Source organism: Paraburkholderia sp. D1E (genome assembly GCF_052682275.1).
The window spans coordinates 3329763-3344317 of record NZ_JBQYMB010000001.1 but is presented as its reverse complement, the minus strand read 5'-3'; the positions used below and the strand labels follow the sequence as shown (position 1 = coordinate 3344317).

Below are 14555 nucleotides of genomic sequence, written 5' to 3'. Positions count from 1 at the left end.
CTTGAACGAACAGTCATGAATATAGACATCATCAAACCCGCTCCGGCGGCATCCGTTGGACCCGCGACGGGGTCGGGAGCCGGTGGTGTTGGCGCCGCCGTCTGTCCAGGTGTGGGTGCGGTGGCCGCCAGCGCGGCGGCAGCGGCCGGGAAGGCGGTGTCCGGCTTCGAGCGCCAGGGGCTCGCGCTCGCCGTTCTGTTCGTCGGCGCCTTCCTCGCGCCGCTCGACTATTTCATCGTCAACCTCGCGCTGCCGTCGATTCACACCGGGCTGAACGCTACGGATGCGCAACTGCAACTCGTGGTGTCGGCTTACGCATCCGCTTATGCCGTGCTGCTGATCACGGGTGGACGTCTCGGCGACCTGTTCGGCCGGCGTCGCATGTTCATGACGGGAATGGCGGCGTTCGTGGTCGCCTCCGCGCTGTGCGGCTTCGCCACTAGCGGGCACATGCTGGTGATCTCGCGGATCGTGCAGGGCATCGCGGCCGCGATCATGGCGCCGCAGGTGCTCGCGACCATCCGCGCGGTCGTGCCGCTGCATCGGCAGACCAAGGTTATGAGCCTCTACGGTTTCGTATTCGGGCTTTCGTCGATCGTCGGCCAGCTGGGCGGCGGCGCGCTGATCACCTACCATCCGTTCGGGCTCGACTGGCGCATCATCTTTCTTATCAACATTCCCATCGGCATCGTCGCCTTCATCGGCACGTGGAAGTTCGTGCCGGAAAATCAGCCGGCCACGAGTACCGGCATCGACCTGAAGGGCGTCGCGCTACTTTCGATGGTGTTGCTGCTGGTCATCTATCCGATGACACACGGCCGTGAAGCCGGCTGGCCTGCATGGACCTTCGTGATGTTCGCGCTTGCCGTGCCTGCGTTCGCGCTATTCGTGGCAACCGAGCGGCGCGTCGAGCGCGGCGGTGGCCATCCGCTGGTGGATCTGCAATTGTTCCGCAACCCGGCCTTCGCACTGGGCCTGGTGCTCGCGTTTCTGTTCTACTGCAACAGCGCGTTTTTTCTGACCTACGGGATCTTCCTGCAAACCGGTTTGCACTGGACGCCGCTCGCCTCGGGCATGGCCATCATGCCGTTCGCGATCGGCTTCGTGGTTGGACCGCTGACATCGCCCGCGGTGGTCAGGCGCATTGGCGGCCATGTCCTGGCGCTCGGCTTTTCGATGATGACAGTCGGCTTCACGGTGACGGGCTGGTCCGCGACCCACGCCGCTACGCCGGACCTGCTGTTCTATTGCGGACTGGTATGCGCGGGCGTTGGTCATGGGCTGCTGCTGCCGTCGATTATGCGCATCGTTTTGCTGGAAGTCGCGCCGGAGAAGGCGGGGCTTGCCTCGGGCGTGGTGTCGTCGACCTTGCAGATCGGCTCGGCGTTCGGGACGGCGGCCATCAGCGGTGCGTTTTTCGGGGTGATCGGCGGCAGCGAGACGCCGGGCGCGTACGCGCAGGCCTTCCAGCTCAGCCTCGCGATTAACGCGTGTCTGATGTTCGTGTGTATCGGTTTGAGCGTGTTACTCGTGCGGCATCAACAACTCGCATTGCGCCGGGCCGCTCAGCCGGTTTGAAAATAGCGGTCGGGAAATCGTTTTCAACGGTGGCCGCTAAAAACTATTATGCACTTTAAACAAACCGGGTTTGGGAAAAGGGTGAATTTACCGGTGAGTTTTCCGTTCACAGGTAACTCCGTTTGTGGACGATTGGAATAAACCTGAATTGGGGTTTGTCGGCAGCGCTTTAGATGTGATAAATCGAGGCCGTATTTTCTACCTGCGAATCGGGTTTTCCGCCGTAAGTTTTGCGATCATGCAGTGCCGCACGGGTGGCGCACTGGCGCCATTCAGACGGGTTTTCCCGGTTTGATCCGTCGACTGCCGGGTTGGGAAACCTATTCCAGTGCCGATGAAAACGGTATCAATAAAAAGCACTTGCCGCGGTTAATTTCGATTGTTAATCTGGGCACTCTTTTTAGAGTTTTCCTTCGGCAGGTTCAGTGTTGCAAAGCATGACGCAATGACTTAATTCCGCTCAACGGGTTCCGTAGGGGATTGAATATGCTGACCGCTACCATTGACGTATTCGAAACACCGCCAGCCGCACACTTCAATGTCGGCGATGTTGTCACGCTGAAAGAAGGTGGCTCGCGCATGACCGTGACATACGCCGGTCCGGTGGCGCTCAATCCTGGCGACTGGCTGATTTGCGAGTGGTTCGACGAACATGGCGAACTGCGCCGCGAGATGTTCGCGCACGAGAGTGTGCGGGCTGAGCCGCGCTCGATCCCCGCCGGCTCGGTGACGTGGGGCAGGATGGGCCGGGCAGCTTGAGAGAAGCGGCCCAGCGCGCGTGCTGGTTCTGCGAATCGATCTATCCATCGATCAGCTTCAAGCCCGCCACTGACAGCACGATCAACGTCATGCAAATCACACGGGGTGCGGAAACCGGGTCATTGAACAGCATTACACCGAGCACCGTGATGCCAAGCGATCCGATCCCTGTCCATACCACGTAAGCCGTACCGGCCGGCAAATGCTTCATTGCCAGCGTCAGTAAAAACACGCTGCCGAGCGCGGCCGCAACGCCGCCGATGCTCGGCCACAAGCGTGTCCACCCATTTGCATATTTCAACGCCAACGCCATCAGAATTTCGACCGCGCTTGCGGCGAGCAGAATGAGCCATGCCATCGTGAGCCCCATCGGTGAGTGGTTAATGAGCGGCCAGCTTAGGGCTATAGTGATGTGCTCACCATTACTTACCCACTGGTAACCATGGCATTTCCCGAGTCCGCCAACGCGTCCCTCGCCTCGACCGAACAGCCCTATCGCGGGGACGTTTTCGACGCCGCCTGTTCGTCGCGCCTCGCGCTCGAACTAATCGCGGGAAAGTGGACGTTGCTCATCATGCCGGCGCTGCTGCCCGGCGCGATGCGCAATAACGCCTTGCTGCGCAAGATCGGCGGCATTTCACAGAAGGTGCTGACGCAGACGCTCAAGGAACTCGAGCGGAACGGTCTGGTGATTCGCGAGGAGCAGCCGGGCGCGGTGGCGCACGTGGAGTACCGGCTGAGCGAACTCGGTCGAACTCTCAGTGACGCGCTGGTGACGCTCGATCATTGGGCCGAGGAAAACGCGGCCGAACTCGACGCTGCGCGTGAACGCTATGACGCGCGGCAGCAAACACACCGCTAGCTTGCTGTCTGCGGTTGCCGCGCACGATTGTGGCTGAGTCAAGGCTGCTTGTTTTCCGGGCGCTCACGCGCCGCGGCGCGCCTTTGCACGCGTACCAGAAGCGCCGACGAAAACGCCCGCATCCGCACGATCTTGCGCGTCTCTACAACTTCGCCGGCCACATTCTTCGGCGGGTTGGGCTGCAGCGACCAGTAGAGGGCGAGTAGCCAGCCAAAGCCTGTCCAGCCGAGGCACGCGTTAAAGAGCGCCAGCGTCAGCACGTCATGACGCTTGCGCCTGTCCGCGAGAATGCTCGGCAGAAAATACAGCGCCAGCGCGAGCACCGCGGCGATCGCCTGTACCACGACGTTGCCACCCATAGACTGGCTCCTCAGGACGTGATGTATCTCCCGATTGTCGCGCGATTGTTTTCTTTGCGCTGCGTTGCTGCGAAACATGCCTGCGCGGCGAGGGGGTTCAGCGCATCGCGCATCAGGGCTATGATGGACATTTCGACTGAACAGAGCCGCCACGGACCGCCACCATGATCTCCGACGATACGACCCAGCAGACCCAGCGCATCAATCAGGACACGCTACGCGAATTCGTAGACCGCAAATGGAACGACGAGATCGTGCCTGCGCTCACCGACTACATCGCCGTGCCGGCCAAGAGTCCGGCGTTCGATCCCGAGTGGGTCAAGCATGGGTATCTCGAGCGCGTGATTACCGACGCTGCGCAATGGGCCGAACAGCAACCCGTGCGCGGCCTGACACTCGAGGTGATCCGTTTGCCGGGCCGCACGCCGGTGATCTTCTTCGAAACGGCCGCGACCCGATCAGGTAGCGACGAAACTATCGTGCTGTACGGCCACCTCGACAAGCAGCCTGAGTTCGACGGCTGGCGCAACGACCTCGGTCCCTGGACGCCGAAACTCGAAAACGACAAGCTGTACGGCCGCGGCGGCGCCGACGACGGCTACGCGATCTACGCGAGCCTAACGGCACTGGCCGCACTGGACGCGCAAGGTATCGAGCGTCCGCGTTGTGTCGGCCTGATCGAAACCTGCGAGGAATCGGGCAGCTACGATCTGCTACCGTACGTCGACGCATTGCGTGAACGGCTCGGCAAAGTCGGTCTCGTTGTGTGTCTCGATTCGGGTGCGGGCAACTACGATCAATTGTGGCTTACCACGTCGCTGCGCGGACTGGTTGCCGGCGACCTGGAAGTCCAGGTGCTCGACGAAGGCATTCATTCGGGCGGTTACGGTGGCATCGCGCCGTCGAGCTTCCGCATCATGCGGCAACTGTTCGACCGTCTAGAAGACTCTGCCAACGGCACATTGTTGCCGAAGGGTTTCCACGTCCCGATTCCGGCGGACCGTTTGCGCGAAGTGGAAGCGACCGCTCAAATTCTTGGCGATGACGTCTGGAAGAAGCTGCCGTGGGCCTGCGGTCAGGACGGCCGTCAGGTGCTGCCCACCACTACTAATCCACAAGAGGCCTTGCTCAACTCGACGTGGCGTCCGTCGCTGTCGGTGACTGGCGCGGCCGGCTTGCCCGCGCTCGCCGACGCCGGCAATGTGCTGCGTCCGCGCACGGCGTTCAAGCTGTCGCTGCGCCTGCCGCCGCTGATCGAAGCGGAAAAGGCCGTCGCCGAACTGAAGGCGCTGCTCGAATTCGATCCGCCGTACAACGCCAAGGTCACCTTCAAGCCGGACGCCGGCGCGGCGAGCGGCTGGAGCGCACCCGATCTCGCGCCGTGGCTCGCCACTGCGCTTAACGACGCGTCGCGCGCGCACTACGGCGCCGACGTCGCCTACATGGGGCAGGGCGGCACGATTCCGTTGATGAACGTACTGAAGTCGGGCTTCCCGAAGTCGCAGTTCATGGTGTGCGGCGTGCTCGGGCCGAAGTCAAACGCGCACGGCCCGAACGAGTTCCTGCACGTGCCGTACGGCAAGAAGCTGACGGCAGCCGTTGCCCAGGTGATCGCGGCCGCGCCTTGATCTTTCCATCCAAGCCGGCACTGTGAATGACCGATAACCCGACTGCTCAACTCACCACGCTCCGGATTCCGGCCGATCAATTGCATGCCTACGTACGGGCGATCTGGGAGCAGGCGGGCAGTACACCGCGCGAAGCGGAACTGGTCGCGGATCATCTGGTGGCGGCGAATCTGACCGGTCACGATTCGCATGGCGTGGGGATGATCCCGCGCTATGTGGCGTCGCTGGCCGACGCGCAACTGCAACTGAACCTGCACGCGCAAGTTGTGAAAGACGCGGGTGCGGTCCTGACCGTCGAAGGCGCCAGGGGCTTTGGCCAGGTGGTTGCGTTCGAGGCAATGGAGCAGGGTATCGAACGCGCCAAACGCCTCGGCATCTGCGCGGTCGGCTTGCGCTGCGCGCACCACATCGGGCGCATCGGCCACTGGGCCGAACAATGCGCGCGCGCCGGTCTCGTATCGTTCCATTTCGTCAACGTGGCGGGCGATCCGCTCGTCGCGCCGTTCGGCGGTGCGGACCGCCGCATCGGCACGAATCCGTTTTGCGCAGCCTATCCGCGGCCGGGCAAGCCGCCGCTCGTGCTCGATTTCGCGACCAGCACGGTGGCGTACGGCAAGACGCGCGTCGCGTATAACCAGGGCAAGCAGGTGCCGCCTGGCGCGCTGATCGATCACGAGGGCTTTCCGACCCTCGAACCCAAAGTGATGCAGGAAGCGCCGTTCGGTTCGCTGACGCCGTTCGGTGGTCACAAGGGCTTTGGGCTCGCGGCGATGTGCGAGATTTTCGCCGGTGCGCTGTCGGGCGGCTTCACCACGCACACGGACACGCTTGGCACGACCAACGCGATCATCAATTGCATGCTGTCGGTGATCGTCGATCCTGCTGCGTTCGACGCGCCCGACGCACAAGCCGAAGCCGATGCATTCATCGACTGGGTGAAGGCTTCGCCGCTCGCGGCCGGCGCGGACCGTATCTATGAGCCCGGCGAACCCGAGCGGGTGATGCGCGCGCAACGCGAGGCCGAGGGTATTCCGGTCGATGCCGCCACGTGGGCGCAGATTGGTGCAGCGGCGCTGGCCGTCGGTATGCGCCCGGAGCGGGCTGAGCGGTGGTCCGCGCAGTTGCAATAACGATTGCTTGTGAATCAACGGGCGCCTTGTGGCGCCCGCGTCTGAATATGCAAATTGAATATTCCGTCTGTTAGCCCACAAATAAAAAAACAAATACCTGAAAACCATATTTTCGATTGCATTGGATAATCGAAAACTATTTCTTTTCCTTTCAAATCCTGCAAGAAATTCAAGCTTTGTTCGATCGCTAATTTATTACGGCGGCGTGCTCATCTGTGGGCTAATTTCGCCCATCTCCGGTGCGCAAGCGTTTGCGCCTGCGTCATCCTTTCCCATTCGATTTACCTCCCCGCCGAGCTCCGTCTGACGGGGCCTGGCAGGCGTGTTGCATTCATCTGTTGGTTACCCCGCTCCCATCCCATTCCGGTCTGATTTAGGCTCGCATTGCAATGCCAGTGTTTAACCTTAAAAGGACCATTCAAAATGAATCTGCATAACCACCACGCCTGCCGTCCGTTCCTCGAAGCCGGCAATTTGTCGCAAGTCTCCGCTTACTACGAAGAAGGCCGCAACATCATGTGGATGATGCTGCGGGCGCAGCCGCGTCCCTGTTTTAATCTCGAACTGGTGCACGACATTCTGGGCCTCGCGCAGGCAGCACGAGAGTCCGGCTTGCCGATCGACTTCTGGGTGACCGGCTCGTTGATTCCGACCATGTTCAACGTCGGGGGCGACCTCGATTTTTTCGCGGATTCGATCCGCTCCGGCAAGCGCCAGGCGCTGATGGCGTATGCGCGAGCTTGCGTCGATTGTGTGCACGCGGCGGCGCGCGGTTTCGATACGGGGGCGATTTCGATCGCCATGGTGGAGGGCACGGCGCTTGGAGGGGGCTTCGAGGCCGCACTGGCGCACCATTTCCTGCTGGCTCAGAACGATGCGCGCATGGGCTTTCCGGAGATCGCGTTCAACCTGTTCCCGGGCATGGGCGGTTATTCGCTGGTCGCACGCAAGGCGGGCATGCGTCTGGCAGAAGAGTTGATCGGCATAGGCGAATCGCATACGGCTGAGTGGCATTTCGGCAAGGGGCTGGTCGACCATCTGTTCGAGCCGGGCGACGCCTATATGGCGACGCGTACCTTCGTCGACACGCTCAGGCCGAAGATGAACGGCATCCGCGCGATGCTGCGGGCGCGCCAGCGCGTGCTGCAACTTTCCCGCGCCGAGTTGATGGAAATTACCGAGGACTGGGTGAATGCCGCCTTCATGATCGAGGAGAAGGACCTCGCCTTCATGGAGCGGCTGGTGATGCTGCAAAACCGCCGTAATTCGAACCTGCGCCAGACGGCCTCCAGCGCGGCCAATTTCGCCTGAATGGATCTGGATTCCGGCGAGATCAAGCGGCAGCAGCGGTCCGGTCCGCCAAGGAGAGGCTCCCAGGAGATTTTCTTCGGAACGCGCCGCCCAGCAGAACTTTCTTCGGCGCGCGCCCCAGGGAGCCTTCCTTCGGGGTGCGCGGAAGCTCAGGCAATCAGTCTGAGCTTCTGTCTATCCTGCAACCAGCGTTCGAATTCCGCGGCCGGCATGGCGTGGCCGTACAGGAAGCCCTGCACATAGTCGACGCCCAGCCCCTTCATGAACATCTCTTCCGATTCAGTTTCGATGCCTTCCGCGACCACCTTGAAATTCAGTTCCTGCGCGACTGCTACCATCGAGCGCACGAGTGCCTGCGCTTTGGTATCGGCATTGATGGAGCGGACGAAACTGCGGTCGAGCTTGATGACGTCGAGCGGAATACGGCCCAATTGCGACAGCGACGAATAGCCGGTGCCGAAGTCGTCCAGATGGACCTGGGCGCCAAGCTGGCGGAACTGCGTGATCAGATCGATCGCAGCGGCTTCGTCCTCGATCAGGCAGCTCTCGGTGAGTTCCAGGTCGATCAGACACGGGTCGAGGCTGGCTCGTTGCAGCGCTTCGCTGAAATGCCGCACCACGGCGGTATCGACCAGTTGCCGCGCCGATACGTTGATCGCGACGCGCAGGTTGTAGCCGTCCGCCTTCCATTTGGCGGCTTGCCTCGCGGCCGTTTCCATGACCCAGCGGCCGAGCACGCCGATCAGCCCGGATTCTTCAGCATAACGGATGAACTCGGCCGGCATGATCTGCCCGCGCTCCGGCGAGTTCCAGCGCACCAGCGCCTCCGCGCCCTGCACCGCGCCGGTGGCGAGCACGAGCTTGGGTTGGTAGTGCAGCGTGAACTGCCCCTCTTCGAGACCGCGCCGCAGGTTGGTGTCGAGCCACATGTACTCGGCGACCTTGCGGTCCATGTCGGGCGAGAACACGCGATAGGTGCGCTTGCCTTCATCTTTGGCAACGTACATGGCCGTGTCCGCCGAACGGATCAGCGATTCGAGGTTGTTGCCATGTTCCGGACACAGCGCGATGCCAATCGAGCAACCGGTATAGACCTCGACGAGCCCCAGGCTGAACGGCGTGCGCAGGCGTTCGAGAATGCGTTGCGCGGTGGCTTCGAGATCATGGGCGGTGCCTTTGGCGGCGAGCACGATGAATTCGTCGCCGCCAAGGCGCGCGAGCGCATCGTCTTCGTTCAGGCAGGTGCGGATGGCCGCCGACACATCGCGGATCAGCCGGTCGCCGAAGACATGGCCGTAGTGGTCGTTGACCTTCTTGAAGTTGTCGAGATCGAGGAACAGTATGCCGACCGATTCGCCTGGGGCCGCTTCTTCGATCGCGGTGCGGATCTTGTCCTGGATCGCGTTGCGATTGGCGAGACCGGTGAGGGAGTCAGTATTCGCCAGTTCGGTGAGCCGTTCCTGCGCGAGCCGTTCCTCGGTGATATCGGTACCTGAGCAGATCAGGAACTGTTCTTCGACGCCGCTGCCGCTGTGAACGAACTTATTGCGAAATAGAAAGAGCCGTTCGCCGTTGAGGGTTTTCACACGCCGCTCGACTTCGTACGAGACGCCACGATTGAAGAACCCCGTGATGTTCTGGCTCGACGCCGCACCGGATTCGGAGGTCATGAACAGCGCCCACACATTGCGGCCGACGATGTCTTCTTCCTTCACGCCGGTGAGTTCCTCGGCGAGACGGTTGAAGCGCTGTATACGACCGTGCCTGTCGACGATGACCACAACCGAATTGACTTCGGAGACGACCTGTTCGGCGAACGAAAGACCGTGCACCAGATCGCGCGCGACGGATTCCGTGTCGTCGTAGGCGGAGGCGGTGCCCGCCCATGTATTGCTGGCGAGTTTTTTACCGACGAGGTGCAGGCGCAGCGGTTCGCCGAACAGCCGCACGTCGAGGATGAGATGCGAGGTGATACCGGTGAGGCAACGGATTTGCGAAGCCTGTTGGGGATTCAGAGGAATGGCGACATTGGCTGGCACGTCACCGGTGACGGGCGTGAGTTCCAGCGCGTTGCTGTCGTTCGACAGACGCCAGCAAGGGCTGCTTGTGCCGAACTGGGCAAAAAGCACCTGGTCGTGTTGGTCGTCGTTCATGAGATCCCCGGGCGGTGTGTGCCGGTGAGCCGCTCGTGAAGCCGGGTTGGCGGCAGACAGTCTTCATCATACTTAAAGACTGGCCCATTGTAGCGAAGCGGCTGCAGTTCGGGCCTATAAACATTAACGGCTGGGATGGCCCGCTTTTTTAGGCTTTTATATGAGCCGCGTGCGGGGGGAAGCCTGGAAACTGCGTCAATGCTGCGCCACACTGCTTCAGAACCGCCGGGCCAATAGACTCCGGGCGTGTTCTCGTTCCGCGGGAATCGTTTCCACTGCGGGGTCAAACCAGAAAGCCCCGGCAACCAACGTCGCGACAACGACCCCATCCCGATACAGAACCCGATTTCCCGCCACAGCCGGCACCCGCTCGCCGACTAGCAACGTACCGGCAAGATTCAAAGGATCCGTTCCGGCGACGCACACAAAAGCACCATCGTTCGCATGCCGTCGAACTTCGCGCAACAATGGAATTGCTTCCGGTAGCGCAAATTGCTCACCCGCGAGGCCATTCACAAAACGGCCGCCACGAATCACGCCACGCGCTTCGAGCCGCTGAAACACGCGCAACAGATCCCGCCACGGCGGCAACCATTCGGCCTCGCGTACAAGCAACCGCCAGAACACCACGCCATAGCGGCGCAGCAAAGTCATCGCGACATGTTCGAGTACTTCGGGGGCGAACTGCTGGCGGTGCGCGGACGAGGTTTCCGTTGCAGCGACAACCGGCTGCCGGCTGACCAGCGCCCAGCGTCCTGCGTCGTCCATTCCTCCGATCAATGCGCTCGACCTCACACGCCGGCTACTCGAGTACGCACTGCGTTTGGCGACGGGTTTCAACAACGCCCGCAAGCCGGCGAAACTGTCGGAATTCACGAGGCCCGCCGCAACCAGCTCGCCCAGCGCATTCTCCAGTTCAATACGCAAGCCGCTTACTTCGGTTAGCAGCTCGTCGAAGAACATCGCGCCATGTTGCGATAACGTGTCATAGACGCGCTGCGCCCGGGCCGACAACTCCGGTTGTTTCGACGCGTCGATCAGCGCGCTCCAGACGCGTACCTGAGCACGCGGCAAAAGCACGATCGGCGTGCTGCGCACCGGTCCCGCCGCACTGCGTGCCCGCTCGGTCAGACGCGTCCAGACGATCTTGCCGGCGCGGCATAGTTCGTCAAGCGAAACGTTCGCGTAGGCCTTGACGCGTGCCGGCAGAATGTCCTCTTCCCATGCAGCCGCCGCGGCCTGAAAACCCTCCATCTGGTCGAGTACGGCGGCGAGAGCGTCGCGTCCCTCGGCGCGCGTGTCGGGCGTCAAATGTTGCCACTCGAATAGAAAGCGCATGAAGTCATGCCGTTCCACCGGCTCGATTTCGCGTCGCAGGCGTTTCACCGTGTAACGGTGGATCCGCGCCAGCAGATGACGCTCGCACCATTCTTCTTCGGTTGCGCCCGGCGAGAAGCGGCCGCGCATCACGTAGCCTTCCGCTTCGAGACGCGTCAGCGTTTGTTCGACGGATGCCGCAGGCAACATCAGCGCCTGCGAAATCGCGCGTACCGGCAGTGGGCCGAAGCCGGTCAGCCGGGCGCGCAGCACGTCGAGCAGTGCGTCGTCGGCGCTCCAGGTGTTGGTGTAGCCTTTCGGTGGGGTGAGCGGTGGCTCAGACCGGGCGTCAGGGTAGAGCGCCTGGAAGCAGGTCAGGCGCTCGGCGGCCAGCCACAGCACGTTATCGGCGGCGATCCTCAGACGGGTCGCGCGGCCGGATTCGGCGAGCGAGGCGAGCCATGCCGGCCAGCCCTCTTCATTGCGCGCTTCGGCCTCGGTGATGCAGGCGAGGCCCGTCAGTGCTTCGTGCATCTCGTCGGCGGTGCGCGCCTGTGGCCATGCTTCGCCGCGTACGCTGTCGATCGCGTCGGCGTCGAGCGCACCGAGGTCGTCGGCTCCGGACGGATCCGTCCAGCGGCGGTTCAGCACGGCCTGGGTGCGGCGCTCTTCGATCGGTGCGTCGTCGAGATAGGCGTACGGCTTGGCGGTGAGGATTTCGGCGGCAAGCGGCGAGGGCGCCGGCAAATCGCGGGCAATCAGTTGCACGTCGCCCTGTTCCATGCGACGCAGCAAGGCAATCCAGCTTTCGCTGTCCATCGCTTCGTGCAGGCAGTCGTCGACGGTTTGGTCCACTAACGGATGATGCGGCAGTTCGCGTTCACCGACGATGTTCTCCAGACACGCGGCCTGCTCGGGAAATACGCTCGCCAGCAGATCTTCGCTACGCATGCGTTGCAATTGCGGCGGGGTCTTGCGCCCGCCGGTATAACGCGGCAGACCGAGCGAGGTGGTCGCGTTCCAGCGCCAGCGCACGCCAAAGAGCGGCGCGTCGAGCAGCGCCTGAATCAGCAGATGCTCGGCGCTGTTCGAATGCAGGTAGCGCCACACTTCGTCGAGTACGAACGAATGGCTGCCGGTCAGCGAGAGGACGATCGCGTCTTCGGTGGCGGCGGCTTGCAGTTCGAAATTGAAGGTCCGGCAAAAACGCTTGCGCAGGGCGAGACCCCACGCGCGGTTCACGCGGCTGCCGAACGGCGCGTGGATCACGAGTTGCGTGCCGCCGGACTCGTCGAAGAAACGCTCCATCACGAGCGTGTTTTGCGACGGCAGCACGCTGAGCGCGGCGCGTGCACGGGCAAGATAGTCGACGATCTGGCGCGCAGCAGCTTCATCGAGACCGAGAGCGTTGATGAGCCAGTCGATCGCGCGTTGAAGGCGCGCGGTCATGACTTCGGCGTCGTCTGCTCCATCGAGCAAGCGCCCAATCTGCTCACGCAAGCGCGCAACGCCGAACGACAGTTCATCGCTGCGCCCCGGCGCCTCGCCGAGCCAGAACGGGATATTCGGCGGCTGCCCCTGCGCGTCCTCGACCCGCACGCGGCCGCTCTCGATGCGCAGAATCCGGTACGACGCGTTGCCGAGCTGGAACACATCGCCGGCCAGACTCTCGACGGCGAAATCCTCGTTGACGGTGCCGATATTGATCGCTTGCGGTTCGAGCACCACCGCGTAGTCGGCGTTCTCGGGAATCGTGCCGCCTGAAGTCACGGCGACCAGTTTGCCGCCGCGCCGGCCACGCAAGGTGCCGCTCACGGCGTCGCGATGAATATAGGCGCCGCGCGGACCGTTGCGGCTGGTATACCCTTCGGCGAGCATGCGCAGCACGGCGTCGTATTGCTCGCGTTCCAGGCTGGCATAGGGTGCCGCGCGTCGCATCATCTCGAACAATGCGTCTTCGCCCCATTCCGCGTTCGATACCTCGGCGACGATCTGTTGTGCGAGCACATCGAGCGGCGCGTGCGGAATCCGCAACGCGTCGAGTTCGCCACGCCGCACGCAATCGAGCAGCGCCGCGCATTCGATCAGATCGTCGCGCGAAGCCGGAAAAAGCCGGCCCTTCGGCATGCCGCCGACATGGTGGCCCGAGCGCCCCACACGTTGCAGGAACGGCGCGATCGCGCGAGGCGAACCCATCTGGCAGACCAGATCGACGTCGCCGATATCGATACCGAGTTCCAGCGAGGCGGTGGCGATCAGCACACGCAAATCGCCACGCTTCAGGCGCTGTTCGGCGTCGAAACGGTGTTCCCTGGCGAGGCTGCCGTGATGCGCGGCGACCACATCTTTACCGAGCCGTTCGGTCAGATGACGGGCGGCGCGCTCGGCCATGCGGCGCGTGTTGACGAAAATCAGCGTGGTGCGATGCATCGCGACCAGCTCGGCGAGCCGGTCGTAGACGCGCTCCCATACTTCGTTGGGCATCACTGCTTCGAGCGGCACCGGCGGAATCTCCAGAGCGAGATCGCGCTCGCGGATGTGTCCCACGTCGATGATTGCGCAGTCGGCAGGAGCATTGCTTTCGATGCTCGCGCCGCCCACCAGAAAGCGCGCGACGGCGCTGACCGGCTTCTGCGTCGCCGACAGGCCGATCCGCGGCAAGCGCCGCTGACACAACGCGTCGAGCCGTTCGAGGCTGAGCGCCAGATGACTGCCGCGCTTGCTGCCGGCGAGCGCATGAATTTCGTCGACGATCACCGTGCGCACCGTCGACAGCATGCGGCGGCCGGAATCCGAGCCGAGCAGCACGTACAGCGATTCCGGCGTGGTCACGAGAATATGCGGCGCGCGTTTTTTCAACGCATTGCGTTCCTGCTGCGTGGTGTCGCCGGTGCGCACGGCGGTGCGGATGTCGAGCGGCGGCAGGCCGCGTGCGTCGAGTTCCGCGGCGATGCCCTGCAACGGCACTTGCAGATTGATGCGGATGTCGTTGGAGAGCGCTTTCAGCGGTGAGACGTAGACCACCAGGGTTTCGTCGGGCAGGACGCCGCCATTGGCGAGGCCTTGCTGGACGAGTTCGTCGATCGCGGACAGGAAAGCGGTGAGGGTCTTGCCCGAACCGGTCGGCGCGGCCACCAGGGTCGAGCGCCCGCTGCGGATCTGCGGCCAGGCGGCAGCCTGGGCGTCGGTGGGGGCGGGGAAAGTTTTCAGGAACCAGCCGGCGACCGCGGGATGAAAGTCGTCCAGCGCACCGGCCGTGAAGGGGCTCAAAGCGGGGCTCAAAACGGCCCCTGAAGCCGGCTCCAAGGCCGGATCGAAAGTCGAAGAGTCGGGAGGCGCCGCCAGGGCGGCGGATGTCGGGGCCGAAGTCATGCTTGCATAGATGGGGACGCGCCGTGCCATATCCAGAGGACGGCAAACGCCGCCCTGTTTCGAGGATGAGAGACCAGTCTGGCAGG

The 14555-nt window shown here is 62.8% G+C and carries 10 protein-coding genes; 6 read left to right on the top strand and 4 right to left on the bottom strand.

Features of this window, described 5'->3' with window-relative positions:
- The first annotated feature begins 15 nt into the window (after positions 1–15).
- Positions 16–1578, top strand: coding sequence for an MFS transporter (locus tag ACUN0E_RS15025; protein ID WP_445567098.1), 1563 nt, complete (start codon positions 16–18; stop codon positions 1576–1578).
- A gap of 486 nt (positions 1579–2064) precedes the next feature.
- Complete coding sequence (locus ACUN0E_RS15020; protein ID WP_445567097.1) at positions 2065–2337, top strand: YodC family protein; 273 nt, start codon at positions 2065–2067, stop codon at positions 2335–2337.
- A gap of 40 nt (positions 2338–2377) precedes the next feature.
- Here ACUN0E_RS15020 and ACUN0E_RS15015 read toward each other — a convergent pair whose 3' ends face one another.
- The gene (locus ACUN0E_RS15015) at positions 2378–2695 is read right to left on the bottom strand and encodes a DMT family transporter (protein ID WP_120345089.1); all 318 of its coding nucleotides are present in this window, start codon (positions 2693–2695) and stop codon (positions 2378–2380) included.
- 84 nt (positions 2696–2779) lie between these two features.
- Between ACUN0E_RS15015 and ACUN0E_RS15010 the strand changes: the two genes are divergently transcribed.
- A complete protein-coding gene (locus ACUN0E_RS15010; protein WP_154561791.1) occupies positions 2780–3199 on the top strand; it encodes a winged helix-turn-helix transcriptional regulator in 420 nt (139 codons plus the stop codon).
- A gap of 38 nt (positions 3200–3237) precedes the next feature.
- Here ACUN0E_RS15010 and ACUN0E_RS15005 read toward each other — a convergent pair whose 3' ends face one another.
- A complete protein-coding gene (locus ACUN0E_RS15005; RefSeq protein WP_408227026.1) occupies positions 3238–3558 on the bottom strand; it encodes a superinfection immunity protein in 321 nt (106 codons plus the stop codon).
- 164 nt (positions 3559–3722) lie between these two features.
- Between ACUN0E_RS15005 and ACUN0E_RS15000 the strand changes: the two genes are divergently transcribed.
- From ACUN0E_RS15000 to ACUN0E_RS14990, 3 genes are all read left to right on the top strand, one after another.
- Positions 3723–5186, top strand: coding sequence for a M20 family metallopeptidase (locus ACUN0E_RS15000; protein ID WP_408227029.1), 1464 nt, complete (start codon positions 3723–3725; stop codon positions 5184–5186).
- A gap of 26 nt (positions 5187–5212) precedes the next feature.
- On the top strand, positions 5213–6316 hold the full coding sequence (locus tag ACUN0E_RS14995) for a malate/lactate/ureidoglycolate dehydrogenase (RefSeq protein ID WP_408340948.1): 1104 nt from the start codon (positions 5213–5215) through the stop codon (positions 6314–6316).
- Positions 6317–6739: 423 nt separating this feature from the next.
- The gene (locus ACUN0E_RS14990; protein WP_445567096.1) at positions 6740–7627 is read left to right on the top strand and encodes a crotonase/enoyl-CoA hydratase family protein; all 888 of its coding nucleotides are present in this window, start codon (positions 6740–6742) and stop codon (positions 7625–7627) included.
- Between the two features lie 149 nt (positions 7628–7776).
- Here ACUN0E_RS14990 and pdeR read toward each other — a convergent pair whose 3' ends face one another.
- Positions 7777–9780 carry a cyclic di-GMP phosphodiesterase gene (gene pdeR, locus ACUN0E_RS14985; RefSeq protein WP_408393233.1) on the bottom strand — a complete coding sequence of 668 codons (2004 nt, stop codon included), beginning with the start codon at positions 9778–9780 and terminating at the stop codon, positions 7777–7779.
- Between the two features lie 216 nt (positions 9781–9996).
- Positions 9997–14499 (bottom strand): DEAD/DEAH box helicase, encoded by a 4503-nt coding sequence (locus ACUN0E_RS14980; RefSeq protein ID WP_445567095.1) that lies wholly within the window; start codon positions 14497–14499, stop codon positions 9997–9999.
- Positions 14500–14555: the final 56 nt, after the last annotated feature.

Excerpts from the sequence above, each read along its gene's own strand:
- ACUN0E_RS15025 (WP_445567098.1), top strand. The coding sequence starts at position 16 with ATGAATATAGACATCATCAAACCCGCTCCGGCGGCATCCGTTGGACCC.
- ACUN0E_RS15020 (WP_445567097.1), top strand. The coding sequence starts at position 2,065 with ATGCTGACCGCTACCATTGACGTATTCGAAACACCGCCAGCCGCACAC.
- ACUN0E_RS15015 (WP_120345089.1), bottom strand. The coding sequence starts at position 2,695 with ATGGCATGGCTCATTCTGCTCGCCGCAAGCGCGGTCGAAATTCTGATG.
- ACUN0E_RS15010 (WP_154561791.1), top strand. The coding sequence starts at position 2,780 with ATGGCATTTCCCGAGTCCGCCAACGCGTCCCTCGCCTCGACCGAACAG.
- ACUN0E_RS15005 (WP_408227026.1), bottom strand. The coding sequence starts at position 3,558 with ATGGGTGGCAACGTCGTGGTACAGGCGATCGCCGCGGTGCTCGCGCTG.
- ACUN0E_RS15000 (WP_408227029.1), top strand. The coding sequence starts at position 3,723 with ATGATCTCCGACGATACGACCCAGCAGACCCAGCGCATCAATCAGGAC.
- ACUN0E_RS14995 (WP_408340948.1), top strand. The coding sequence starts at position 5,213 with ATGACCGATAACCCGACTGCTCAACTCACCACGCTCCGGATTCCGGCC.
- ACUN0E_RS14990 (WP_445567096.1), top strand. The coding sequence starts at position 6,740 with ATGAATCTGCATAACCACCACGCCTGCCGTCCGTTCCTCGAAGCCGGC.
- pdeR (WP_408393233.1), bottom strand. The coding sequence starts at position 9,780 with ATGAACGACGACCAACACGACCAGGTGCTTTTTGCCCAGTTCGGCACA.
- ACUN0E_RS14980 (WP_445567095.1), bottom strand. The coding sequence starts at position 14,499 with ATGGCACGGCGCGTCCCCATCTATGCAAGCATGACTTCGGCCCCGACA.